This is a genomic window from Acidovorax sp. GW823-FHT05D11 (assembly GCF_058795695.1).
This window is the reverse complement of record NZ_CM179502.1, coordinates 3,702,654-3,726,763: the sequence shown is the minus strand read 5'-3', so window position 1 is coordinate 3,726,763 and position 24,110 is coordinate 3,702,654. Positions and strand designations below refer to the sequence as shown.

The window sequence follows — 24,110 nt, the reverse complement described above, 5'->3', positions numbered from 1 at the left end:
ATCCTCCCTTTGAAAGGATCACCATGACAACGAAACATCTTCTCGCCACCCTGGCCCTCGCATTCTGTGGCACTGCCTTTGCAGCAGGCGACCACGCCCACGGGCACGAACACAAGCCGCTGCATGGCGGCATCGTCGTGGAAGCCAGTGACATGGACTACGAACTCGTGGCCAAGCCCGACCTCCTCACGCTGCACCTGCGCGACCACGGCAAGCCCGCCAGGACCGAAGGAGTGAACGCCAAGCTCACGCTGCTGAACGGTACGGAAAAATCCGAGGCGATGCTGGTGCCAGCGGGAGAAGGCCGGCTGGAAGCCAAGGGCACGTTCAAGGTGGCCGCGGGCACCAAGGTGGTGGCGCTGGTGGCGCTGCCGGGCAAGAAGCCGGCGAATGTGCGGTTCGCGGTGAAGTAGGCGCGCGCTCATTCAGCGTGCTGCAGGCCGGCGGCATGACCCCGCCAGCTGCTGCGCGTGGATTCGCCCTCAGGGCCGGCCTATTTCCACTGACGTCCATCGCCGGTAGCGCACCCGTAGGGTGGCACGACCCGGGCAAAGCGTTCCTGCAGTTGCGCGCAGCCCTGGCGGTTCAGGGGCGCTGGCGCCCTGGAGTTCAGTTCGAGCCCCACTTCGTCGTAGGGCGAAGTGGCCTTGTGCACGTAGTCGTACCAACGTTTGCCGACGAACAGCACCACCATTGCGGCGGCTGCAAAAGACACCAGGGCACCAGGGCAACGTGAAGGATGCGGGTTTTTTTAACGAGGCTCCGGGGGCGCGATGCCGCACAAAGCGATCCACGCGCAGGGGCGCGGTCGAGGTTGGTGCTCCCAATCGCTCACATATTAATAGCTATCAGATATTGCTGATCAAGCGCTAGAGCCTTTTTTAATCAAGCGACGGGGTGCGACGCGTTCGGCGCACACGCTCGGCGGTTCGCCCCTCAGTACACCAGCCGCTCCGGCCGGATCTCCTGCAGGATGGTCGTGGCGATCTCTTCGATGGACTTGGTGGTGGTGGACAACCACCGGATGCCCGCGCGGCGCATCATGGCCTCGGCTTCGGAGACTTCCATGCGGCAGTTCTCCAGGCTGGCGTAGCGGGAGTTGGGACGGCGCTCCGCGCGGATTTCGGCCAGGCGGTCGGGGCTGATGGTCAGGCCGAAGATCTTGCTGCGAAACGGCACCAGCGCGGGGGGCAACTGGCGGCGCTCGAAGTCTTCGGGGATCAGCGGGTAGTTGGCCGCCTTGAGGCCGCACTGCATGGCCAGGTACAGGCTGGTCGGTGTCTTGCCGCTGCGGCTCACGCCCACCAGGATCACGTCGGCACCGGCCAGGTCGCGGTTGCTCTGGCCGTCGTCGTGCGCCAGGCTGAAGTTGATGGCCTCGATGCGGTCGGTGTATTCCTTGCTGCGGCTCACGTCGCTGAAGCGGCCGACACGGTGGTGCGACTTGATGCCCAGTTCTTCTTCCAGCGGGTGCACGAAGGTGCCGAACATGTCCAGCAGCATGCCCTTGCAGCCTTCCTGGATGACCTTGAGCACTTCCATGTTGACAAGGGTGGTGAAGACCACAGGCTTCTTTCCCTCGACCTCGCCCGTGTGGTTGATCTGCCGCACCGCCTGGTGGGCCTTGTCCACGGTGTCGATGAAGGGCAGGCGCACATGGCGCGGCTTCATCTCGAACTGCGCCAAAATGGCATTGCCGAAGGTTTCGGCGGTGATGCCGGTGCCGTCCGAGACGAAAAAAACGGTGCGCGTGTGCATGGAGCAGGGTGCCTTTCAGTACGTCAGCCTGCCGCCAGTGCCGCAGGCCTACAATTGTGACAATTATCCAAATTCTCACCATGCACTTCGTCGGCCCACAACCACAACGACAAAGCCGCTGCCCGTGCATGGCCGCTCGCCCATCGCTCCAAGGGGGCGGGCGCGCAGACCCGGTTTCAACTTCTGGAGCTTTCCCATGTCTGCACTTTTCAGCCCGACCGCCCTGGTCGTACCGTTTGAAAACCTGAGAATGACCGATGTCGAGGCCGTAGGCGGTAAAAACGCCTCCCTCGGCGAGATGATCTCCCAGCTGCCCCAGGGCGTGCGGGTGCCCACGGGCTTTGCCACCACGGCGCACGCGTTTCGCCAGTTCCTGGCCCACGACGGCCTGGCTGACAAGATCAGCGCCAAGCTCAAGAGCCTGGACACCGAAGATGTGCGCGCCCTGGCCGCCGTCGGTGCCGAGATCCGTGCCATGGTCGAGGCCCAGCCCTTCCCGGCCGACCTGCAACAAGCCATTGCCGAAGCATTCGCCACGCTGAGCGCCGGCAACCCCGCCGCCTCGTTCGCGGTGCGCTCGTCCGCCACGGCCGAAGACCTGCCGGACGCATCGTTTGCGGGCCAGCAGGAGACCTTCCTGAACGTGGTGGGCATCGACGACGTGCTGCACAAGATGAAGGAGGTGTTCGCCTCCCTGTACAACGACCGCGCCATCTCCTACCGCGTGCACAAGGGCTTCGAGCACGACGTCGTGGCCCTGTCGGCCGGGGTGCAGCGCATGGTGCGCTCCGACCTGGGCGCGGCCGGCGTGATGTTCACCATCGACACCGAGTCCGGTTTTGAAGAGGTGGTGTTCATCACCAGCAGCTACGGCCTGGGCGAGACCGTGGTGCAAGGCGCCGTGAACCCCGACGAGTTCTACGTGCACAAGCCCATGCTTCGTGCCGGCAAGAAGGCCGTGATCCGCCGCAACCTGGGCAGCAAGCTCATCCAGATGGTGTTTTCCACGCCCCAGGAGAAGGCCGCCTCGGGCAAGCTGGTGAAGACCACCGACGTGCCCACCGAGCAGCGCAACCGCTATTCCCTGACCGATGCCGACGTGCAGCAGCTCGCCCAGTATGCGCTGGTGATCGAGCAGCACTACGGCCGCCCGATGGACATCGAATGGGGCAAGGACGGTACCGACGGCCAGCTCTACATCCTGCAGGCACGGCCCGAAACCGTGAAGAGCCAGTCCAAGGGCCAGGCCGAGATGCGCTACAAGCTCAAGGGCCAGGGCACCGTGCTGGCCGAGGGCCGCGCCATTGGCCAGAAGATCGGCACCGGCCCCGTGCGCCTGGTGCACAACATTGCCGAGATGGACAAGGTGCAGCCCGGCGACGTGCTCGTGACCGACATGACCGACCCCAACTGGGAACCCGTGATGAAGCGCGCCAGCGCCATCGTCACCAACCGGGGCGGTCGCACCTGCCACGCCGCCATCATCGCGCGCGAGCTGGGCATTCCGGCCGTGGTGGGCTGCGGTGACGCGACCGAACTGCTGAAAGATGGCACGCTGGTCACCGTGAGCTGCTCCGAGGGCGACACCGGCCGCATCTACGACGGCCTGCTCGAGACCGAGGTCACCGAGGTGCAGCGCGGCGAGATGCCCAGCATCAAGACCAAGATCATGATGAACGTGGGCAACCCCCAGCTGGCCTTCGATTTCTGCCAGCTGCCCAACGAGGGCGTGGGCCTGGCGCGCCTCGAGTTCATCATCAACAACAACATCGGCGTGCACCCCAAGGCCATCCTGGACTACCCGCAGATCGATGCCGACCTGAAGAAGGCCGTGGAGTCCGTGGCCCGGGGCCATGCCAGCCCGCGCGCCTTCTACGTGGACAAGGTGGCCGAAGGCGTGGCCACCATCGCCGCCGCCTTCTACCCCAAGCCGGTGATCGTGCGCCTGTCGGACTTCAAGTCCAACGAGTACAGGAAGCTCATCGGCGGCAGCCGCTACGAGCCCGAGGAAGAAAACCCGATGCTGGGCTTCCGCGGTGCGGCGCGCTACCTGAGCGCTGATTTCGGCGAAGCCTTCGCGATGGAGTGCGAGGCCCTGAAGCGCGTGCGCAACGACATGGGCCTGACCAACGTGCAGGTGATGGTGCCCTTCGTGCGCACGCTGGGCCAGGCCGAGCGCGTGACGCAGCTGCTGGCCCAGCACGGCCTGCAGCGCGGCAAGGACGACCTCAAGGTCATCATGATGTGCGAGGTGCCGAGCAACGCCATCCTGGCCGAGCGTTTCCTGGAGTTCTTCGACGGCTTCTCCATCGGCTCCAACGACCTGACCCAGCTCACCCTGGGCCTGGACCGCGACTCGGGGCTGGAACTGCTGGCGCACGACTTCGACGAGCGCGACCCCGCTGTGCAGCAGCTGATCCACCAGGCCATCAAGGCCTGCCTGGCACAGGGCAAGTACATCGGCATCTGCGGCCAGGGCCCCAGCGACCACCCGGACTTCGCCCAGTGGCTGGCCGCCGAGGGCATCTCGTCGATCTCGCTCAATCCCGACAGCGTGATCGCCACCTGGCAGCAACTGGCAGGCTGACGTGACGCGGCAACCCCCCGGGCGGCCGTGCCGCTTTCCCCTTCTCGCGCGCCACGCGCAGAAGGGGGTGCGCGCCCGGCGCGGCGGGGCGGCACTTGTGCGGGGGGGCCTGTTGTTCGACCTGCCCTCATTGCACGGGCCACGCGTGGCCCGCAGGGCCGTGGATCGCTGAGAGCCTGCATGAACGACTCCGCCATGCCCCGTCGATCACCATCCGAGGCGGAAATGGCGGGCCCGTTCCCGCCCGATCTGCACGATGTGCGGCACCTGAAACTCAAGGCGGGCCTGCTGCTGCTGTGGGCGCTGGTGTCGTTTGGCGCCACCTATTTCGCCAGGGACCTGCAGTTGCTGGTGTTCGGCGCCTGGCCCCTGGGCTACTGGATCGCGGCACAGGGTGCGGTGCTGGTGTTCATCGGCATCGTGGTGGCCTATGGATGGGCCATGAACCGGTTCGAGCGCCAGGACGCTGAGCGCATTGCGGCCGCATCCCTGGAAGACGCGGCCCTTCCTCCTGGCTGACCATGGCTGAGAACAATTCCTCCGGCGCAGACCGGGCCTACCTGTGGCGGCTGCACCGCATCCTGGCGCTGTATGTGGCGGGCGTGCTGGCCTTCCTGGCGCTGATGACCTGGGCGGAGCACCAGGGGCTCTCGCGCCACTGGATCGGCCCCATCTTCCTGTTCCTCACGGTGATGGTGTACGCGGGCATCGGCGTCTACGGCCGCACCACCGACCCGGAGGAATACTACGTGGCCGGCCGGCGGATTCCGCCCATGTACAACGGCATGGCGGCGGCGGCCGACTGGATGAGCGCCGCGTCGTTCATCAGCCTGTCGGGGGCGCTCTACCTGCAGGGCTTTTCCGGCACGCCGGGGCAAGCGGGGGGCCTCGCCTACCTGCTGGGCTGGACGGGCGGCTTCTGCCTCGTGGCGATGCTGATCGCGCCGCACCTGCGCGCCATGGGCCTGTACACCGTGCCCGATTTTTTCCACGTGCGTTTTGGCGGCCGGTGGCCGCGCGTGATCGCCGCGCTGGCCGCCGTGCTGTGCTCGTTCACCTACGTGGTGGCGCAGATCTACGGCGTGGGGCTGATCGCCTCGCGCCTGACCGGCGTGCAGTTCGAGATCGGCATCATGCTGGGACTGGGCGGCGTGCTGCTGTGCTCGTTCCTGGGCGGCATGCGCGCCATCACGTGGACGCAGGTGGCGCAGTACGTGGTGCTGCTGCTGGCCTTCCTGATCCCGGTGTCCTGGCTGGCCTACAAGCAGCTTGGCAACCCGCTGGCGCCGCTGGTCTATGGCGAGCAGATCAGCAAGATCGCCGATCTGGAGGCGCAACTGCTCGATTCGCCGGCGGAACACCAGGTGGTGCAGACCTACCTGCGGCGCGCCCAGGATTTCGAGGCCCGCCTGAGCGACGTGGAGGGTGCCCTGGAGCGCGAACGCGAGAAGGGGCGCGAGCGCATCCGCGCGCTGCGCACCCAGAACGCCGATGTGGGCCTGATCGTCACGGCCAGCCGCGAGCTGGCGGCCCTGCCGCGCGATGCCGCCGCGGCCCGCGAGCGCTGGACCCGCGAGATGCGCGAGAACTACGAGCGTGCCCGCCCCCTCGGTGGCTTGCCCCTGCACAGCCAGGCCTATGTGGGCGACCCGAAGGGTACCCCCGAGGAGCAGCGCGACTACGAGCTGACGCGCCGCAATTTCCTGGCGCTCATGTTCTGCCTGATGGTGGGCACGGCGGGCCTGCCGCACCTGCTCACGCGCTACTACACCTCGCCCACGGTGTCGGCGGCGCGCGCCTCGGTGGCGTGGTCGCTGTTCTTCATCGCCTTGCTGTACCTGAGCGCCCCGGCGCTGGCGGTGCTGGTGAAGTTCGAGGTCATGCAGAACCTGGTGGGCAGCAGCTTCGAGGCCCTTCCCAACTGGATGGCCCAGTGGGCACGCGTGGACAGCTCGCTGCTGTCGGTGGAGGACGTGAACAGCGACGGCATCGTGCAGTTTGGCGAGATCCGGCTCGGGGCCGACCTCATCATGCTGGCCACGCCGGAGCTGGGGGGCCTGCCGTATGTGGTCTCCGGTCTGGTGGCCGCGGGTGGGCTGGCCGCGGCGCTGTCCACCGCCGACGGCCTGCTGCTCACCATCAGCAATGCGCTGGTGCGCGACCTGTATTTCCAGGACACCCAGCGCGAGGCGTCGCCCGAGCAGCGTGTGATCCTGAGCAAGTTCGCGCTGCTGGCGGTGGCCTTGTCGGCGGCCTTTGTCGCGGCGCTCAAGCCGTCAGAGATCCTGCCCATGGTGTCGGCGTCGTTCTCCCTGGCCGCATCGGCTTTCGTGCCGGTGATGGTGCTGGGCATCTTCTGGCGCGGCACCACGCGGCAGGGCGCGGTGGCCGGCATGGTGGCGGGGCTGGGCGTGGCGGTGTACTACATGCTTTCGCATGTGTCGGCCATGCGCGCGCTGCCCAGCTGGATGCTGGCGGACGGGCTCTGGTTTGGCATCCAGCCCATCTCGGCCGGCGTGTTCGGCGTGCCGACGGGACTGGTGGTCGCCGTGGTGGTGAGCTGGGTGACGCGGCCCGCGCCCGCCTTGCCGCGCATCCGCTCCGAGATGTAGCGGCGCCGCGGGATTGCGGGTTGCGGCACGGGGCCAGGAGGGGCGCGACCGCGTTCCGGCCAGCGCTGCCATGGTTATGCGTAAACCCCGATTTTCAATGGTGCACAAACGTGAGAATCTGGCCTGCAGGGGCTCGTGGGGTGGTGGGTGCCCCGCGTCAACCCGCCACCGTTCAGCTCAAGGAGGCTCATGGTTCTCGTCAAAACGCCGGCAGGGCAAGAAGCGCTCAAGGACCGGCACGGCAGTCTCAGTTCGCGCCAGCGTTCGGCCTTCATCCTGTTTGATGGCAAGCGCTCCACGGGCGAGATTCTGGCGGCCACCGCGGCCATGGGAATCACGCAGGACGACGTGCAGGCCATGATCGCCCAGGGGTTGCTGGCGCCGCTGGCGGGGCAGTCCCTGCCTGCCGCAATGGCCGCCAGCCAGCCAGCCCCCGTGGCCGAACCCGCGCCAGCGACGGACCTGGGCACGGTGGCATCGCCGCTGGAGGGTTCGGGGCGCACGCCGAAAGAGCGCTACCAGGCGGCCTACCCGATTGCCACCGAGCTGACCGCCGCCATGGGGCTGCGCGGGTTCCGGCTGAACCTGGCCGTGGAGGGAGCGGGCAGTTTCGAGGACCTGGCGGCGCTGGCACCGAAGATCCGCGAGGCCGTGGGCGACGCGAAGTTCGAGCGGCTGGACAAGGCGCTTTTTGATTGATGGGACACCCCGAGCCGCTCTGTGCCTTTCCTTTCCTTTCTACGGCGCGGCATCCTTGCGCGCGGGCTTGGCCTGGGCTGCGCCCATGCCACAGATGGCGGGCCAGGCGTAAAAAAAGCGGCCCGAAGGCCGCTTTGGTGTCGTGTCGGATGCTGCCGCGCAGGCTGCGCGATCAGCGGCCGACCTTGAGCAGTTCCACATCGAACTTGAGCGTGGCGTTCGGAGGGATCACACCGCCCGCGCCGCGCGCGCCGTAGCCCAGGGCCGCGGGGATGATCAACGTGCGCTTGCCGCCGATCTTCATGCCCTGCACGCCTTCATCCCAGCCCTTGATGACCATGCCGCCGCCCAGAGAGAACTCGAAGGGGTCGTTGCGGTCGTGGCTGGAGTCGAACTTGGCGCCTTGCTCGCCGTTGTTGTAGAGCCAGCCGGTGTAGTGCACCGACACGTTCTGGCCCTTGGTGGCTTCGGCGCCGTCGCCCACGGTGGTGTCTTCGTATTGCAGTCCGGATGCGGTGGTGGTCAGTGCCATGGATGAAATTCCTTGCTTGCTATTAAAAATATAGCTTCTAGCGCTTGTATGTCATGCGCTAGAAGCTAATTTGGCCCTGTATTTTAACGAGAAGCCCCTTCGCGGGGAACAGACGGGACCGCTGGCCTGTGGTCAGACCTTCTTGGCGCGGCCGGCCACCCAGCGGGTGGCGAAGGCCTGCACGTCCGACAGGCGCTTGAGCAGGTCGGCGCCGGAAGGAGTGACGGTGTAGCCGTCGCTGCCATGGTCCACGAAGCCGGCTTCGCGCAGTTCCTTGATGCGGGTGTTGAGCGTGTTGGGGGTGATGCCCCCCACGCTGTCCTGCAGCAGGCGGAAGGTCTGGGGGTGGCCGTCCTTCAGGGCCCAGAGCACGCGCAGTGCGTAACGGCATTCGAGCCGCTCGAACAACTGGTTGATGGCGGCATTTTCTTTGGAGCTCATGGACGCTTCTCCTCGCGCAAGTGTTGGATCAAGTTTTCATTCGGGTGGGCGAATGCCGGGCCCGCTGATGCGCTGAGACTATAGCGCGGAACCCATTTTGCTACAAGTTTAGTAGCTCAGAACGCACACCACGCATGCGCTACGCCCCAAAAATGACGTGTTACAACTCAAACTGTTGCGATGGGGCCACGGTTGGAGGCGGTCATTCCTGGCGGCCCAGCCCCGCCAGGTGGTGGACCAGCAACTGTGCGGCCGGGGTCAGCATCTGGGCGCTGCGGTAGCAGATGGCGAAGCGCCGCCGGGCCCAGGGATCGCTCAGCGGAATCACGCGCACCGGGGCGGTTTGGGCAAAGGGCAGGGCGACCTCGCGCGGCACGACGCTGATGGCCAGGTTGGCGCGCACCACCCGCAGGGCCGCGTCGAAGTTGGACACCAGCACCCGGTGCGCGAGCATTTTTCCCTCCACGGCCGCGGCGCGCGCCAGCAGCACCTGCACGGCGCTCAGCGCGGGCATGCTCACGAATTCATGGTCCAGCACGTCGGCGAACCGCACGCTGGCGTGCCGGGCCACGGGGTGCGAGGCATGTGCCACCACGGCGAGGTGGTCATTGCGGTAGCCGCGCGTTTCCAGGCCGGAGAGGTTCGCCGCGTCCCAGCAGATGCCAATGGACGCGCTGCCGTCGCGGATGCCCTGCACCACGTCCGGGCTCACGCGCTCCTCCAGGCTCACCTGGATGTCGCGGTGCGCCGGGTCCTGCAGGAAGGCGGCCACATCGTCGGCCAGCGATTCGGCCATGACCGAGGCCGTGACCAGCATGCGCACGTGGCCCCGGATGCCGGTGGCATAGGCGGCCATGTCACGCTCGATCTGGCCCACGCTGGCGAGCATGGTGCGCGCGTGTTCCAGCAGCGTTTCCCCCGCCGGGGTAGGAATGACGCCGCGCCGCTTGCGCACCAGCAGGGCGGTGCCCACCGTGTCCTCCAGCTGGGCCAGCCGCTTGCTGATGGCCGAACCCACGATGGACTCCTGCTCGGCCACGCGCGCGATGCTGCGCTGCTCGCACACGGCGGCAAACAGGCGCAGGGTCTGCAGGTCGAGATCGCGCATGCAATTGCCTCCGCTTGAAAGACTGTGATGTTCTTTTTGGGAATCATATGGCTTCCGAGATGTATTTTCTGATTCTGTTGGGAATTTCTAGAATCTCCCACGGAACACCAACGAGCTGGAGACAACGCCGTGAACACCCCTTCTTTTTTCCCCGCGACCCGTCCCGCGCCCGGCATGGCGCCCGCGCGGGCCGTGGTGCGCGAAGTGGGCCTGCGCGACGGCCTGCAGAGCATCGCCACCATGGTGTCCACCGCGCACAAGATCGACTGGCTCGACGCGGCCTATGCCGCGGGCCAGCGCGAGATCGAGGTCGGCTCCTTCGTGCCCGCCCGCCTGCTGCCCCAGCTGGCCGACACCGCCGAGGTGCTGGCCCATGCCAAGACCCTGCCGGGCCTGGTCGCCTCGGTGCTGGTGCCCAACTACAAAGGCGCCGAACGTGCGCTTGAATGCGGCGCCGACCTGATGGTGGTGCCCCTGTCCGCCAGCCATGCCCACAGCCTGGCCAACCTGCGCAAGACACCCGACGACGTGGTGGCCGAGGTGGCGCGCATCCGCGCGCTGCGCGACGCCAGCGGCAGCCGCTGCCTGATCGAGGGCGGCGTGGGTACGGCGTTTGGCTGCACCCTGCAGGGCGAGGTGGCCGAGAGCGAGGTGCTGCGCCTGATGCAGGCCCTGCTGGATGCCGGGGCCGACCATGTGAGCCTGGCCGACACCGTGGGCTATGCCGACCCGGCCTCGGTGGCCCGCCTGTTCGAGAAGGCCCGCGCGCTGGTGGGAGACCGGCTGGCCTGCGCGCACTTTCACGACACGCGCGGCATGGGCCTGGCCAACGTCTACGCGGCCTGGCAGACCGGCATCACCCGCTTTGATGCCTGCCTGGCCGGCATCGGCGGCTGCCCGCACGCGCCGGGCGCCAGCGGCAATGTCACCACCGAAGACCTTGTGTTCATGCTGGAACGCATGGGCGTCGCAACCGGCATCGACGTGGACGCGCTGCTGGCGCTGCGCGAGCGTGTGGCGGGCTGGCTGGCCGGGGAGACCCTGCACGGCACGCTGTGGCAGGCCGGGGTACCGCGCACCGGCGCAGGGACCGTCTCCCTCGCCGCCATCCACTGAGCTCGCCACGAGCTCAACATTGAGCCACCGCCGCGCGCCCTTCCATCCCGTATCGTCGCCCCATGACATCCCACACCGATTCTTCTTCCTCCCCGCTCGCGCCACCCGGCACCTCTGCCCCCCGTGCACTGCCCCTGCAGGGCCTGCGCGTGGTGGAGTTCACCCACATGGTCATGGGCCCCACCTGCGGCATGGTGCTGGCGGACCTCGGGGCCGAGGTCATCAAGGTCGAGCCCGTGGACGGCGACCGCACGCGCCACCTGCTGGGCGCCGGCGCGGGCTTCTTCCCCATGTTCAACCGCAACAAGAAGAGCATCGCGCTGGACCTGCGCAGCCCCGAGGGCCTGGAGGTCGCGCGCAAGCTGGCCGCCTCGGCCGACGTGGTGGCGCAGAACTTCAAGCCGGGCGTGATGGCGAAATACGGGCTGGACCACGCGGCCCTGAGCCAGCTCAACCCGCGCCTGATCTACGTGAATCACACCGGTTTCTTGCCGGGCCCGTATGAGCACCGCACGGCGCTCGACGAGGTGGTGCAGATGATGGGCGGCCTGGCCTACATGACCGGCCGGCCCGGCGACCCGCTGCGCGCGGGCACCAGCGTGAACGACATCATGGGCGGCATGTTCGGCGCCATCGGTGCCATGGCGGCGCTGATGCAGCGCGGCATCACCGGGCGGGGGCAGGAGGTGGATTCGGCGCTGTTCGAGAACAACGTCTTCCTGGTCGGCCAGCACATGATGCAGTACGCCGTCACCGGCCAGCCGGCCGCGCCCATGCCGGACCGCATCTCGTCCTGGGCGCTGTACGACGTGTTCAGCGTGAAGGATGGCGAGCAGATTTTCCTGGCCGCCGTCAGCGATGCGCAATGGATCACCTTTTGCGACGCCATGGGGTTCGCCGACCTCAAGGCCCACCCGCAACTGGCCACGAACAACGACCGGGTGCGCGCCCGTGCCACGCTGATGCCCGACCTGCGCCAGCGCCTGGCCACTTACAGCGCCGCCGAGCTGGCGGCCATCTTTGAAAAGCACGGCCTGCCGTTCGCACCCATTTCGCGGCCCGAGCAGCTCTTTGACGACCCGCACCTCAACGCCACGGGCGGCCTGGCCGACATCACCCTGCCCGATGGCGAGCGGGCGGGGCAGACCGCCCGCACCACGCTGTGCCCGCTGCGCATGGACGGCCAGCGCCTGGGCGTGCGGCTGCAGCCGCCCGTGCTGGGCCAGCACACCGGCGCGCTCATGCAGGAACTGGGCTACACCCCCGCGCAGATCCAGGCGCTGCAGGACAGGCACGCCGTGGCTTGAGCAATGCGCCCGCAGGGGCGCGTGCACCCGCCGGGCGATGGATGAGATCACAACACGGAGACAACCGCCATGCACCACCATCCTTTCATCCACCACCACCCCGCCTGCCCGCCACCGGCGCTGCGCCGGCGCACGGCGCTGGCCGCGTTGGCCGCCGGCCTGGCAGCGCCTTTGCACGCGTGGGCCCAGGCGGCGTCGGAGCGCCCGCTGCGCCTGATCCTGCCCGTGAGCGCCGGTTCGGGCGTGGACGGCCTGGCGCGCGCCTTCGGGCCCGGCCTGGGCAAGTCGCTCGGGCGCGCCGTGGTGATCGAGAACTTCCCCGGAGCGGGGGGCATCACCGGCACCTCGATGATCGTCAAGGCGCCCAGGGACGGCTCGGCACTGGGCATGGTGTCCAACAACCACGTGGTGAACCCCAGCGTCTTCAAGAGCATTCCGTACGATGCCGTCGACGACGTGACGCCCATCACCGTGATCGGTGCGACGCCGTTCGTGCTGGTGGCGCACCCCTCGGTGGCCGCCCGGAACGTGCGCGAACTCATCGCCCTGGCCAAGGCCCAGCCCGGGACCCTGAACTACGGTTCGTCGGGCAACGGGACCATCCTGCACCTCGCGGCCGAGATGTTCGTGCACGAAGCGCAGGTCGACATCAAGCACATCCCCTACCGTGGCATGGGGCCGCTCACGGCCGACGTGCTGGGCGGGCAGATCCAGCTGGCGTTCATCGCGGTGGCCGTGGCGGCGCCGCATGTGAAGGCGGGCACGCTCAAGGCCATCGGCCTGTCGTCCACCACCCGCTCGCCGCTGTTGCCGGATCTGCCCACCATCGCGGAACAGGGCCTGCCGCAGTACGCGCTGGATGGATGGGTCGGCATGGTGGGGCCCGCGGGCCTGCCCAAGGCGGAGGCCGAACGGGTCTACCAGGCCGTGCGCGCCACCCTGGGGATGCCCGAGGTGCGCGACGCGCTGCTCGCCCAGGGCTATCTGCTGCAGGCCACAACGCCGGATGCCACGGCTGCGTTCTTCCGCACCGAGGTGGCGCGCATGGCGAGGCTGGTGAAGCAGTCCGGGCTCAAGATAGATTAGTTGGGGAGCCCTCCCTCCGAGGCGCTGCGCGCCTGCGCGGCCCCGGTTGCAGGGGCAATGCGCAGGCCGCTGGACAACGGAGATCCTCCGCCGTGGTCCAGAAAATCCATGGAAACGGGTGTCCGGCGCTTATTGAATAATGGCTTGTTGCTATATAAAATATAGCAATAGGCGCTTGTTCGACGCCAGTACGTCCCTGTGCGGCATTCAATGCGCCGCAGGTGGCAATGCCAAGGCACGGTGGCTGCCGCGCAGGCGGAACACTTCCACGGCCTCCACCAGCTGGCGCGCCTGGCCGCTCAGGCTGCCGGCCGCCGCCGCGCTTTCTTCCACCAGGGCCGCGTTCTGCTGCGTGGTTTCGTCCATGCGCACGATGGCCTGCGTGACGCGCAGCATGTCGCTGGTCTGCGCGGTGCTGGCCTGGCTGATTTCGTTCATCAGCGCGCTCACGCCCTGGATGGAGGAGACCACCTCCGTCATGGTGCTGCCCGCGTTGCGGGCCAGGTCGGAGCCGGCCTGCACGCGCTCCACGCTGGTCTGGATCAGCTCCTTGATCTCGCGCGCGGCGCTCGCGCTGCGGGTGGCCAGGTTGCGCACCTCGCTGGCCACCACGGCAAAGCCGCGCCCCTGCTCGCCGGCGCGTGCGGCTTCCACGGCGGCGTTGAGCGCCAGGATGTTGGTCTGAAACGCGATGCTGTCGATGACGCCGATGATGTCGGCAATGCGGCGCGAGCTATCCTGGATGCCCTGGACCACCGTCACCATCTGTGTCACCACGTCGCCTCCGCGCTGGGCCACCGATGCGCCATTGCGGGCCAGCTCGCTCGCGCGCTGCGCGTTGGAGGCGTTCTGCTGCACGGTCGCCTGCAGCTGCTGCATGGACGAGGTGGTTTCGTCCAGCGACGACGCCTGCTCCTCGGTGCGCATGCTCAGGTCCACGTTCCCCTGGGCGATCTCTGCGCTGGCGCTGGCCACGCCCTCGGCGTTGCTGCGCACGCCCGACACCACGTTTTCCAGGTTCTCCTGCATGGTGCGCAGGGCCTCAAGCAACCGCGCGGGTTCGTCCTTGCCATCGACCCGGATGGTCGTGGTCAGGTCGCCCGCAGCCACCTTGTTGGCGACGGAGACGGCCACCCGCAGCGGGCGCACCACCGAGCGCGTGAGCAGCCAGCCCGCGCAGCCGCCCAGGGCCGTGACCAGCGCCAGCGCCACCAGGCTGCTGGCGAGCGCCCGCCGCGCGTTCAGCGCCGCCTGTTCGGCAATGGCCGCGCTGCTGGCGGCCACCTGCTCGCTCAGGGCGGTGAGCAGCCTGGCGGGGCCCTGGTCGATGTCGGCCACGTCGGCATCGCCCGCGGAGGGCACAAAACCGAGCGACTGGAACACTTCAAAGCCCTTGCGGTAGCCCTGCGCCATCTGCGCGTGGGCCTGTGTGAACTTCTGCAGCGCCGCCTTTTCCTGCGCATCGGTCAGCTGGGGCTCCAGCGCCTTCGCCGCATCGGCCACGCGCTTTTCGCTGGCCTGGAACGCCGCCCAGTGCAGCTCGCGCTTGCGCGAGTCCTCGCCCCGCAGCAGGGTGTTCTTCCACTCCTGCACCTGGGTCTTGAACTCGTTTTCCATGCGGCTTACCGCGCGCTCCTGGGCCACGCGCTCCTGCACCGTGGTCTCGTAGGTTCCCAGGCTGCGGTACAGGGCCGCGATTCCGAACAGCGCGGCCCCCAGCAGGAGGGCGAGCACCAGGCCCAGCGCGGTGGCCATGCGTGCGCCGATGGAGTGGTTGGACATTTTCATCAGCGGCTCCTGGCAATGCGTTTCAGATGAACTGGCTGCGGTGGCAACTGGCGTGACCATGGCCCGAGGCCGCCATGCAAGGGCCGCCCCCGCCGCGCGGGCGGCGCACCTGCTTGCGGGGCCGGGCGTCGCCACTCCAAGCGGTTTGCCGGCGCCGGCCCGCACGGCCCCGAAGAGCGGCCGCTCCTGGCTGCTGCGCCGGGGCGCTAAGCGACCCGGGGGTGTCTCTAGGCTTTCAGCTTGAGCAGGTACACCATGACCCGCGCCGTGGTGAGGTCCAGCTCCATGAACTCTGCCAAATCCTTGCCCGTCAGCCAAGAGGGTTCCCAGCGATTGTTCTTGAGCGTGCGCAGCCAGGACTCGTGAGCGGTGGCCGCCTCGACCGCGGCCAGCATCTCGGCCACGCGTGCGGGCGGCACGCCTTTGCCGGTGAACACGCCCCGCCAATTGGCCATGGTCGCGTCCAGTCCCTGCTCACGGAAGGCCGGCAGGCCAAAGGCGCTGCGGCGGGACGATACCCCGATGGCGCGCAGCTTGCCCGCCGCGATGGCGTCGCTGAATTCGCTGTAGCCGGAAAGGCCCATCGCCGCACCGCCGGACACGACGGCGTCCACCACTTCGGAGCCGCCAGCGAAGGGCTTGTAGACCAGGCCTTCCGGGCTGGCTTTGGACGCGCGGGCCAGCACCCCGGCAAAGATGTGGTCCACGCCCCCCGCGGAGCCTCCGGCCACCGGCACGGCGCGCAGGTCCGCGCGCATGGCTTCGGCCAGGTCCTTGGCGTTCTTGATGGGGGATTTGGCCGCCACCGCCGCCACCAGGTAGTCGCTGGTGAGCCGTGCGAGCGGCTGGATGTGGGTCAGGTCCACGGCGGGTTTCTGCAGGGCCACGGCGCCCACCATCACCATGCCGCCCATCAGCAGGGTGTTGGCGTCGTTGCCGTACTTCTCCGCGTACTTGGCCAGGCCGATGGTCCCGCCCTTGCCGCCGACGTTTTCGTATTCGATCTGGTCTGCCGCACCGACGGCGGCAAGGGCCGCACCCAGCGCCCGGCCCGTCTGGTCCCAGCCACCGCCGGGGTTGGCTGGGATCACGATGCGCAGCGTGGGCGCCAGCCTGGAGGCCTTGGCGGGCGCGCCGCGCGCGCCGGCGGCAGTTGCACCGGCGGCCTGCGCCCAGGCAGGCGCTGCAAGCGATGCGCCGAGCGCGCCCACGGCGCTGGCTGCGGCAGCCTGGGTGAGGATCTGGCGGCGGTTGAAGGATGTCATGCGGTGTCTCGCAAAAAGGTGGCAGGTCGTTGAACGGGCACGTGCAGCGTGCATTGGGATGCCAGGCCCTGCAGCCGGAGAGTGCCGAACTGCATGACAGTCTCCATCAGCAGTATGTAATAGTCGCGTTACAAGCTGTCATTTTGCTGTCGGGAGCATCGGGGTAAACGCGGGGCCGCCCCGCAGAAACAAAAAAGCCCCGCACCGCGATGCGGGGCAGGGCCTTGGGGTGCAGCCAGGGCAGCCGGCTGCCGGGGTGGTTACAGCGAATCGATGAAGCTGCGCAGCTTGTCCGAGCGGCTGGGGTGCTTGAGCTTGCGCAGTGCCTTGGCCTCGATCTGGCGGATGCGTTCGCGGGTCACGTCGAACTGCTTGCCCACTTCTTCCAGCGTGTGGTCGCTGGTCATCTCGATGCCGAAGCGCATGCGCAGCACCTTGGCTTCGCGGGGGGTGAGGCCATCGAGGATGTCCTTGACCACGTCGCGCAGGCCGGCCTGCATGGCGGCTTCGATGGGGGCGGTGTTGGCACCGTCCTCGATGAAGTCGCCCAGGTGGCTGTCGTCGTCGTCGCCGATCGGCGTTTCCATGGAGATCGGCTCCTTGGCGATCTTCATGATCTTGCGGATCTTGTCTTCCGGGATCTCCATCTTCGCGGCCAGGATGGATGCATCGGGCTCGAAGCCGAACTCCTGCAGATGCTGGCGCGAGATGCGGTTCATCTTGTTGATGGTCTCGATCATGTGCACCGGGATGCGGATGGTGCGCGCCTGGTCGGCGATCGAGCGCGTGATGGCCTGGCGGATCCACCACGTGGCGTAGGTCGAGAACTTGTAGCCGCGGCGGTATTCGAACTTGTCCACGGCCTTCATCAGGCCGATGTTGCCTTCCTGGATCAAATCGAGGAACTGCAGGCCGCGGTTCGTGTACTTCTTGGCGATGGAGATCACGAGGCGCAGGTTGGCCTCGATCATTTCCTTCTTCGCGTCGCGCGAGGTGGCCTCGCCCTCGTTCATGCGCTTGTTGATGTCCTTGAGCTCGGTCAGCGGCACCACCACGCGCGATTGCAGGTCCATCAGCTTTTGCTGCAGCTCCTGCACGGGCGGAATGTTGCGCGCCATCACCGTGCTCCAGGGCTTGCCGGCGGCGGCCTGCTTTTCCACCCACTTCAGGTTCAGCAGGTTGGGCGGGAAGTCCTTGATGAAGGTTTCCTGCGGCATGCCGCACTTGTCCACGATGATGCGGCGCAGCTCGCGCTCCTTCTTGCGCACGTCGTCCACCTGGCCGCGCACCATGTCGCACAGCTTCTCGATGGTCTTGGCGGTGAAGCGGATGGTCATCAGCTCGGCCGACAGGGCCTGCTGGGCCTTCACGTACGCAGGAGTGCCGTAGCCTTCCTTGTCGTACACCTTGTGCACTTTTTCAAACAGCTCGCGCAGCTTGTCAAAGCGTTCCAGTGCCTGCTTCTTGAGCTCTTCGAGCTTCTTGGTCAGCGCCTTGGAGCCGCCCTTGCCGTCGTCGTCGTCGGCTTCGTCGAATTCGTCGAAGTCTTCCTCGGCCACATAGTCGTCGGCCTCGTTGGGGTTGGAGAAGCCGTCCACGATGGTGGAGATGACGACCTTGCCTTCGCGGATTTCCTCACCCATGTTGAGGATCTCGGCGATGGTGGCGGGCGATGCGCTGATCGCCTCCATCATGGCCATCAGGCCGCCTTCGATGCGCTTGGCGATCTCGATCTCGCCTTCGCGCGTGAGCAGCTCTACCGTGCCCATTTCGCGCATGTACATGCGCACGGGGTCGGTGGTGCGGCCGAATTCCGAGTCCACGGTGGACAGGGCGGCTTCGGCGGCTTCCTCGGCTTCTTCTTCGCTGGCGCCCGTGGGAGCGTTGTCGGTGATGATCAGCGCCTCGGCATCGGGCGTCTGCTCGTATACGGCCACGCCCAGGTCGTTCAGCGTGGTGATGACGGCTTCGAGGGTTTCGGCATCCACCAGCTTGTCGGGCAAGTGGTCGGAGATTTCGACGTGCGTGAGGTAGCCGCGGGTCTTGCCCAGCTTGATCAGGGTTTTCAGGCGCGAGCGGCGCTTGGCCAGGTCTTCCTCGGACAGGACGGTCTCGTCCAGGCCGAATTCCTTCATCAAGGCGCGTTCCTTCGCCTTGCTGATCTTCATGCGCAGCGGCTTGACCTTCTCGACCGTGGCCGCGGCTTCGGTGGTTTCCTCGACTTCACCTTCCAGGTCCGCTTCGATGTCGGACAGGTCGGTATCGTCGCCGCTCTCATCGCCGCCGGCCGCAGCCTTGGGCTTGCGGCCCCGCTTGGCGGGCGCCTTGGATTCGGCGGCACCCGTGGCCTTGGCGGGGCGTCCCGGGCGCTTCTTCGGGGTGTCTTCCTCGTCGGATGCGGCAGCCTTGGCGCGGACAGGCTTTTTCTTCAGCAATTCATCGGCGGCTTTTGTCAGCTCGGCAGAACTTTTCACGGGCACGGTTTTAACTTTCTTGGCTGCTGGGGCGGGTGCGGGTGCAGCTTTTTTGGCCGCGGCCTTCGCGGGAGCCTTGGCAGCAGGGGTGGAAACGGCCTTCGCGGCGGTGCCTGGAGCAGACTTGGGCGGCTTCGCGGACTTTTGAGCGGGCATGGGAGAACCTCAGAATCAAAAACGGACACAAAGAAAACGCAAGCGCCACAGATCCCGGCGCGGGTGGCAACGCGAAGCTGAAAATGTCTTCGCGCTTTGAGGGGAGGCCCTCAGGGGCAAGATGTCTGGGCGATCATTTGGTGTGCAGTCCTTGCGATGGTTGGGCTGGTTGTGCGCGTTTGTCACGGTGGCCCGGTTCGGAGGTGCTGCTGTCGCTCTTGCCGCTAACTAACCCTACATTATACCGCTTGGCGGGATTTCAAGCGGCTTTGACAGCCACTCCCAGCAAAACCCTGCGTTTTTGTTCCAGTGCACGGTAGCGCTCCAGGGCGGTCGGGTCCGTGGCGGCTTGCAGCATCAGCAGTTTTTGCTGCTCCTCGATGTCTTCGATCTGCATGCGGCTGAGCAGGTCCCGCAGTTCCGTGCGCAGCTCCTGCAGGTCGCCTTCGGTCTGGGCGTGCGAGCCCGTCATCACCTTCACGGCCAGAGCTTCGCACTCGTGATCGCGCAGGCTCTCGCGCAGCACGGCCCAGGCCAGGGGGCCGTGTTCGTGAAACTGCGCCTCCAGCCAGCCAAAAAGCGGGCCGTGGGGAGGCTGCAGCGCACACAGGGTGGCGTGGTCGTCGTGGGTCAGCTCTTCCAGGAAGGCCATGTGCGACAGCAGCAGGCGCGCGGCATGGTCCGTGCGGCTGGCGGTGGGTGTGCGCGGCAGGCGGGGCTGGGGCGGCCAGGGAGAGTCCTTGTCCTTTTTCTTCCAGTTGCCCTTCCAGTCGCCGCCCTTGCGGAACGGGGGCTTGTTGCCATAGCTGCTGCCCTGGCCAGCACTTCCGCCGCTGCCGCCGCCGTAGCCGCCTTGGTATCCGCCGTCGTATCCACTGCCCGGCTCGCCTTGGGGCGGCCACGACCCCCCGTCGGGCGGGGCGTCCCAGGAGGGTGGTTCGTGGTCGTAGGCCGCAGGCGCCTGTCGGGCCGGTGCACTACCTGCCCCGGTATGGCCGCCGTGACCGGAGTGGGAGGACCGCGGTGCCTCGCGCGCCGTGGCCTGGCCCCACAGGTCCGCCAGGTCCTGTGCCTTGAGCTGGGTGAGGTCCGCCAGCTCGCCCAGCACCTGGCGCTTGAGCACGCCGTCGGGCAGGGCCGTCCAGAGCGGCCTTGCGTTGCTGGCCATGTGGGCGCGGCCCTCGGCGGTGGCCAGGTCGCAGCCGTCGCTGGCCGATTCGACCAGGAAGCGGCTGAGCGGCACGGCCTCACTCACGTGCTTGGCAAAAGCGTCCGTGCCGTGGGCGCGGATGAAGCTGTCCGGGTCGTGCTCGGCCGGCAGGAACAGGAACTTGATGCTGCGCGTGTCCGTGGCGTGGGGCAGGGCGCCATCGAGCGCCTTGCGCGCGGCGCGCCGGCCGGCGTTGTCTCCGTCGAAGCTGAACACCACCGATTCGGTGAAGCGCAGCAGCTTGTGCACGTGTTCGGGTGTGCAGGCGGTGCCCAGCGTGGCCACCGCGTTCGGAAACCCGAGCTGCGCCAGCGCCACCACGTCCATGTAGCCCTCGGTGACCAGGGCATAGCCTTGCTCGCGGATGGCCGTGCGCGCCTCGAACAGGCCGTACAGCTCGCGGCCCTTGTGGAACACGGGGGTTTCGGGCGAATTGAGGTACTTGGGCTTGTCGTCGCCCAGCACGCGGCCCCCAAAGCCGATGCATTCGCCCTTGACGTTGCGGATGGGGAACATGACCCGGTCGCGGAACCGGTCGTAGCGCTTGCCGCCGTCCTCGTCGTTGACGATGACCAGGCCGCTTTCCTCCAGCAACGGGTCGTCGTACTGCGCGAAGACGCTGGCCAGGCTGCGCCAGCCTTCGGGGGCGTAGCCAAGGCCATACCGCTTGGCCACCGTCCCCGAGACGCCGCGCCCCTTGAAGTAGCCAATGGCGCGCTGGGATTCACGCAAGTGGCGGCGGTAGGCGTCGGCAGCCTTCTCCAGCACGTCGGTCAGCGTGGCCTGCTTCTGGCGGGCGGCGGCGGCGCGTTCCTTCTCCTGCGGGGAGATGTCGTCGTCCGGCACCGAGAGGCCCACCTGCTGGGCCAGGTCCTGAACGGCCTCGACGAAGCCCATGCCCGCGTGCTCCATGAGGAAGCTGATGGCATTGCCGTTCTTGCCGCAGCCAAAGCAGTGATAGAACTGCTTGGCGGGGCTCACGCTGAACGAGGGAGATTTTTCGCCGTGAAAGGGGCACAGCCCCATGAAATTCGCCCCGCCTTTCTTGAGCTGCACATAGCGGCCCACGATGTCGACCACATCGACGCGGGCAAGCAGTTCCTGAATGAAAGACTGAGGGATCGTCACGCCGCGTATTGTCCGCGTAAACTGTTTGTTACCAGATATTGCAGAAGCGGGGCTTTCGGCATGGCGGTCACGGCATGGTGGTGGGCAATGGACGCGTCCAGCACTTCGGCGCAGCGGGGGCTGCGGCGCCGGGATGTGGCCGTGCTGCTGCCGCTGGTGCCCGCGCTCCTGTGGCCCGCGCCCGCGAGGGCCGCGCCGGTGCTGCGCGTGCTGTCCTGGCCGGGGTATGCCGACCCCGACATCGTGGCCGTTTTCGAGAAGCGCCATGGGGTCAAGGTGGAGGTCACCACCGTCGCCTCCGACGACGTGCTGCGCACCCAGCTGGCCTCTCCCCAAGGGCCCGGTTTCGACCTTGTGGCCGCCAATACCGCCGAAATCGCGCGCCTGGTGGCACGCCGGCTGCTTGCACCGTTGCCTGTGCACAACATTCCCAATGCCGAGCGCCAGCTTCCACGCTTTCGGCAATTGCATGCGATTGCGGGCATCGCGCAGGGAACGGATGTGTTCGCGATGCCTTACACCTATTCCGAGATGGGGCTGATCTATGACCGCCAGCAGATGGCCGTGCCCCCCAGTTCCATCGCGGTGCTGTGGGACCCGCGCTGGCGGGGGCGTGTGCTGGCATTCGACGGCAGCAGCCACGGGTTCTCCCTGGCGGCCATGTACCGCGGCCTGCCGCCGTTTCACCTGCATGCGACCCAGTTCGGCCCCCTGGCCAGGGATCTGGTGGCCCTGCGGCGCAACGTGCGTTCGTTCTACAGCCTGCCCGAGGAGTCGCTGGAGCTGTTTCGCAAGCACCGCATTGCCGTCATGCACGCCAACTACGGCCAGCAGCAGCTCAAGCAGCTGCGCGATGCCGGGCTGGACGTGGGCTACGTGGTGCCGCGCGAGGGGGCGCTCGCCTGGCTCGACTGCTGGGCCATCACCCGGCGCTCGACCCAGCCCGCATTGGCCGCCGAGTGGATCAACTACATGCTCGACCCCTCCGTGAGCCGCGAGCTGACCCGGCGCCAGGGCCTGGCCAATACGCTCGACGAGCCACCCGCGCTCTCGGACGACGCCCCCGCCGGGGCCATCGTCTGGCTGGAGCCCGTCGAGGACGAAGCACGCCGCGCGCAACTGTGGCAGCGCATCCTGTCGGGAGACCGGCCCTCCCGGTTCTGACGCATGAAAACCCGCATGAAATGGGGCATTGCGCTGCGGCTGGGAATCCTGCTGGCGTCCTTCAGCGTGTTTGCCGCCGTCCTGGCGGGCTACTACACCTTCGACTCCAGCCGCACGCGCCTGCAGGGGCGTGCCGAGCAGGCGCTGCTGGCCACCACCCAGGTGCTGTCGCGCCACATGCAGGCGGGCTTTGGCACGGTGGCGCGCGACACCGCCTTCCTGGCCAGCGTGGCCGCCATCGAGCAGGACAGGAACGTGCTGGCCGACATGTTCAGGGCCAGCCTGGTGGCGCACCCGAGCTACCAGCAGATCCGTTTCATCGGTGCGCAGGACTACGGCCTGGAGCTGGTGCGCATCGACCGCACGGGGGACGCCTGGCTACGCGCGAGCGAGGGGGAGCTGCAGGAGAAGGCCCATTTCCCCTTCGTCTTCGAAACGCTGGCGCTGGGGCCTGGCGAGGTCTATGTGTCCGAGTTCGGCATCAACCACGAGGGGGCTCCCGATGCCGAGGCCCTGCCCGTGTTCAGCATGGCCTCGCCCGTGGTGCGTGGGGGACAGGTGCGGGGCGTGGTCGTGGTGCGCGTGGCGGCGCACCAGTTCCTGCGCAATTTCAATGATGCGCTGCCCGCCTCCTACAGCTTCTTTCTCAGCAACCGCTGGGGCGATTTCCTGGTGCACCCGGACGCCACCCAGACCTTCGGCTTCGACCGCGGCCAGCGCATCCTGATCCAGGATGCCTTCGGCCCGGTGGGGGCCCTGATCGAGGGCCGCGAGGAACAGGCCGTGCTCAGCCAGCAGGGCCCTGGCGATGACGAGGCGCGTGTCTTCTCGTTCGTGCGCATGCCCTTCGGGCGACCGCAGGAGGGGCGGTCCATGGTGGTGGGGCTCTCCCAGCCCCTTGCCGCCGTGCAGGGCGAGGTGGTGAGCCTGGGGCGCAGCATCTTCAAGATACTGCTGGTGCTGAGCGCCGTGGGCGTGTTGCTGGCGGCCTGGGTGTCGCGCGTGGTCACCCAGCCCCTGAAGGCCATGGTGCGCGCCACGCAGGCCTTTCCGCAGGGCCGCCCGCATGGCGTGCTGCCCGTGCAGCGCGAGGACGAGGTGGGTGAGCTGGCGCGCAGTTTCCAGGACATGGAGCAGCAGATCAGCCGCCAGATGACGGAGCTCAACGCCAGCCGCGACGCCATGGCCCACCTGGCGCACCACGACGCGCTCACGGGCCTGCCCAATCGCCGCATGTTCGAGCAGCGCCTGGCGCAGGCGCTGGAGCTGTCGCGCCGCAGCGGGCGGGACTGCGCGCTGCTGTTTGTGGACCTGGACGATTTCAAGGCCGTCAACGACGCGCGGGGCCATGCCGCGGGCGACCGGGTGCTGCAGGCCGTGGCCCGCACCATCGTGGGCGCCGTGCGCCAGGCCGACACCGTGGCCCGGCTCGCGGGCGACGAGTTCATCGTGCTGTGCGAGAACGTGGATTGCGAAGATGCGGCGCTGCAGATCGCCGCCAAGCTGGAGCTCGCTTTCGAGACCCCGCTGCAGATCGACGGCCAGCCGCTGGCCCTGCGCGCCAGCATCGGCGTGAGCCTGTTCCCGCGCGACGCCCAGGACGCGCACACGCTGCTGGCCAGCGCCGACGCGGCGATGTACCGTGTCAAGCAGAGCCGCCGCCGAAGGGTTTGAGTCAG

19 protein-coding genes are annotated in these 24,110 nt (G+C 67.5%); 10 read left to right on the top strand and 9 right to left on the bottom strand.

Features of this window, described 5'->3' with window-relative positions; genetic code table 11:
* The first annotated feature begins 23 nt into the window (after nucleotides 1-23).
* Nucleotides 24-413, top strand: a complete 390-nt coding sequence (locus tag AC3RCE_RS17225; protein WP_492253553.1) for a hypothetical protein — start codon at nucleotides 24-26, stop codon at nucleotides 411-413.
* 80 nt (nucleotides 414-493) lie between these two features.
* On the opposite strand, the gene AC3RCE_RS17220 is transcribed toward AC3RCE_RS17225, so the two are convergent.
* Both AC3RCE_RS17220 and ppsR read right to left on the bottom strand, forming a co-directional pair.
* Nucleotides 494-715 (bottom strand): hypothetical protein, encoded by a 222-nt coding sequence (locus AC3RCE_RS17220; protein ID WP_369642881.1) that lies wholly within the window; start codon nucleotides 713-715, stop codon nucleotides 494-496.
* A 221-nt stretch (nucleotides 716-936) separates the two neighbouring features.
* Nucleotides 937-1,758 carry a posphoenolpyruvate synthetase regulatory kinase/phosphorylase PpsR gene (gene ppsR / locus AC3RCE_RS17215; RefSeq protein WP_218295395.1) on the bottom strand — a complete coding sequence of 274 codons (822 nt, stop codon included), beginning with the start codon at nucleotides 1,756-1,758 and terminating at the stop codon, nucleotides 937-939.
* Nucleotides 1,759-1,954: 196 nt separating this feature from the next.
* On the opposite strand from ppsR, the gene ppsA reads away from it, so the two are divergent.
* The 4 genes from ppsA (at nucleotide 1,955) to AC3RCE_RS17195 (ending at nucleotide 7,656) form a co-directional block, all read left to right on the top strand.
* Nucleotides 1,955-4,345: a phosphoenolpyruvate synthase gene (gene ppsA / locus AC3RCE_RS17210; protein WP_492253552.1), complete on the top strand. Its 2,391-nt coding sequence runs from the start codon at nucleotides 1,955-1,957 to the stop codon at nucleotides 4,343-4,345.
* A 180-nt stretch (nucleotides 4,346-4,525) separates the two neighbouring features.
* The gene (locus AC3RCE_RS17205) at nucleotides 4,526-4,864 is read left to right on the top strand and encodes a DUF4212 domain-containing protein (protein WP_492253551.1); all 339 of its coding nucleotides are present in this window, start codon (nucleotides 4,526-4,528) and stop codon (nucleotides 4,862-4,864) included.
* Between the two features lie 2 nt (nucleotides 4,865-4,866).
* Nucleotides 4,867-6,957, top strand: a complete 2,091-nt coding sequence (locus tag AC3RCE_RS17200) for a VC_2705 family sodium/solute symporter (RefSeq protein WP_218295392.1) — start codon at nucleotides 4,867-4,869, stop codon at nucleotides 6,955-6,957.
* A gap of 189 nt (nucleotides 6,958-7,146) precedes the next feature.
* The gene (locus AC3RCE_RS17195) at nucleotides 7,147-7,656 is read left to right on the top strand and encodes a hypothetical protein (RefSeq protein ID WP_218295391.1); all 510 of its coding nucleotides are present in this window, start codon (nucleotides 7,147-7,149) and stop codon (nucleotides 7,654-7,656) included.
* A gap of 172 nt (nucleotides 7,657-7,828) precedes the next feature.
* Here the strand turns inward: AC3RCE_RS17195 and AC3RCE_RS17190 are convergent, their stop codons facing one another.
* From AC3RCE_RS17190 to AC3RCE_RS17180, 3 genes are all read right to left on the bottom strand, one after another.
* Nucleotides 7,829-8,188 (bottom strand): FKBP-type peptidyl-prolyl cis-trans isomerase, encoded by a 360-nt coding sequence (locus tag AC3RCE_RS17190; RefSeq protein WP_218295390.1) that lies wholly within the window; start codon nucleotides 8,186-8,188, stop codon nucleotides 7,829-7,831.
* Between the two features lie 132 nt (nucleotides 8,189-8,320).
* Nucleotides 8,321-8,629 carry a winged helix-turn-helix transcriptional regulator gene (locus AC3RCE_RS17185; RefSeq protein WP_218295389.1) on the bottom strand — a complete coding sequence of 103 codons (309 nt, stop codon included), beginning with the start codon at nucleotides 8,627-8,629 and terminating at the stop codon, nucleotides 8,321-8,323.
* Nucleotides 8,630-8,831: 202 nt separating this feature from the next.
* Nucleotides 8,832-9,737 (bottom strand): LysR family transcriptional regulator, encoded by a 906-nt coding sequence (locus AC3RCE_RS17180; protein ID WP_492253550.1) that lies wholly within the window; start codon nucleotides 9,735-9,737, stop codon nucleotides 8,832-8,834.
* A gap of 174 nt (nucleotides 9,738-9,911) precedes the next feature.
* Here AC3RCE_RS17180 and AC3RCE_RS17175 point away from each other — a divergent pair, with 174 nt between their 5' ends.
* The 3 genes from AC3RCE_RS17175 (at nucleotide 9,912) to AC3RCE_RS17165 (ending at nucleotide 13,246) form a co-directional block, all read left to right on the top strand.
* Nucleotides 9,912-10,853, top strand: coding sequence for a hydroxymethylglutaryl-CoA lyase (locus AC3RCE_RS17175; RefSeq protein WP_492255399.1), 942 nt, complete (start codon nucleotides 9,912-9,914; stop codon nucleotides 10,851-10,853).
* 62 nt (nucleotides 10,854-10,915) lie between these two features.
* A complete protein-coding gene (locus AC3RCE_RS17170) occupies nucleotides 10,916-12,160 on the top strand; it encodes a CaiB/BaiF CoA transferase family protein (protein WP_369642879.1) in 1,245 nt (414 codons plus the stop codon).
* Nucleotides 12,161-12,229: 69 nt separating this feature from the next.
* Nucleotides 12,230-13,246 carry a tripartite tricarboxylate transporter substrate binding protein gene (locus AC3RCE_RS17165; RefSeq protein WP_218340241.1) on the top strand — a complete coding sequence of 339 codons (1,017 nt, stop codon included), beginning with the start codon at nucleotides 12,230-12,232 and terminating at the stop codon, nucleotides 13,244-13,246.
* A 207-nt stretch (nucleotides 13,247-13,453) separates the two neighbouring features.
* On the opposite strand, the gene AC3RCE_RS17160 is transcribed toward AC3RCE_RS17165, so the two are convergent.
* The 4 genes from AC3RCE_RS17160 to dnaG form a co-directional block, all read right to left on the bottom strand.
* A complete protein-coding gene (locus AC3RCE_RS17160; protein WP_218340242.1) occupies nucleotides 13,454-15,034 on the bottom strand; it encodes a methyl-accepting chemotaxis protein in 1,581 nt (526 codons plus the stop codon).
* Between the two features lie 227 nt (nucleotides 15,035-15,261).
* Entirely contained in the window at nucleotides 15,262-16,299 is a 1,038-nt protein-coding gene (locus AC3RCE_RS17155; protein WP_218295385.1) for a Bug family tripartite tricarboxylate transporter substrate binding protein, read from the bottom strand.
* Between the two features lie 260 nt (nucleotides 16,300-16,559).
* Entirely contained in the window at nucleotides 16,560-18,929 is a 2,370-nt protein-coding gene (gene rpoD, locus AC3RCE_RS17150) for an RNA polymerase sigma factor RpoD (RefSeq protein ID WP_492253549.1), read from the bottom strand.
* Nucleotides 18,930-19,188: 259 nt separating this feature from the next.
* Nucleotides 19,189-21,267, bottom strand: coding sequence for a DNA primase (gene dnaG, locus AC3RCE_RS17145; RefSeq protein WP_492244035.1), 2,079 nt, complete (start codon nucleotides 21,265-21,267; stop codon nucleotides 19,189-19,191).
* An 87-nt stretch (nucleotides 21,268-21,354) separates the two neighbouring features.
* On the opposite strand from dnaG, the gene AC3RCE_RS17140 reads away from it, so the two are divergent.
* Nucleotides 21,355-22,431, top strand: coding sequence for an ABC transporter substrate-binding protein (locus tag AC3RCE_RS17140; RefSeq protein WP_492253548.1), 1,077 nt, complete (start codon nucleotides 21,355-21,357; stop codon nucleotides 22,429-22,431).
* Nucleotides 22,432-22,446: 15 nt separating this feature from the next.
* Entirely contained in the window at nucleotides 22,447-24,105 is a 1,659-nt protein-coding gene (locus AC3RCE_RS17135; protein WP_492253547.1) for a diguanylate cyclase domain-containing protein, read from the top strand.
* The last annotated feature ends 5 nt before the right edge of the window (nucleotides 24,106-24,110 follow it).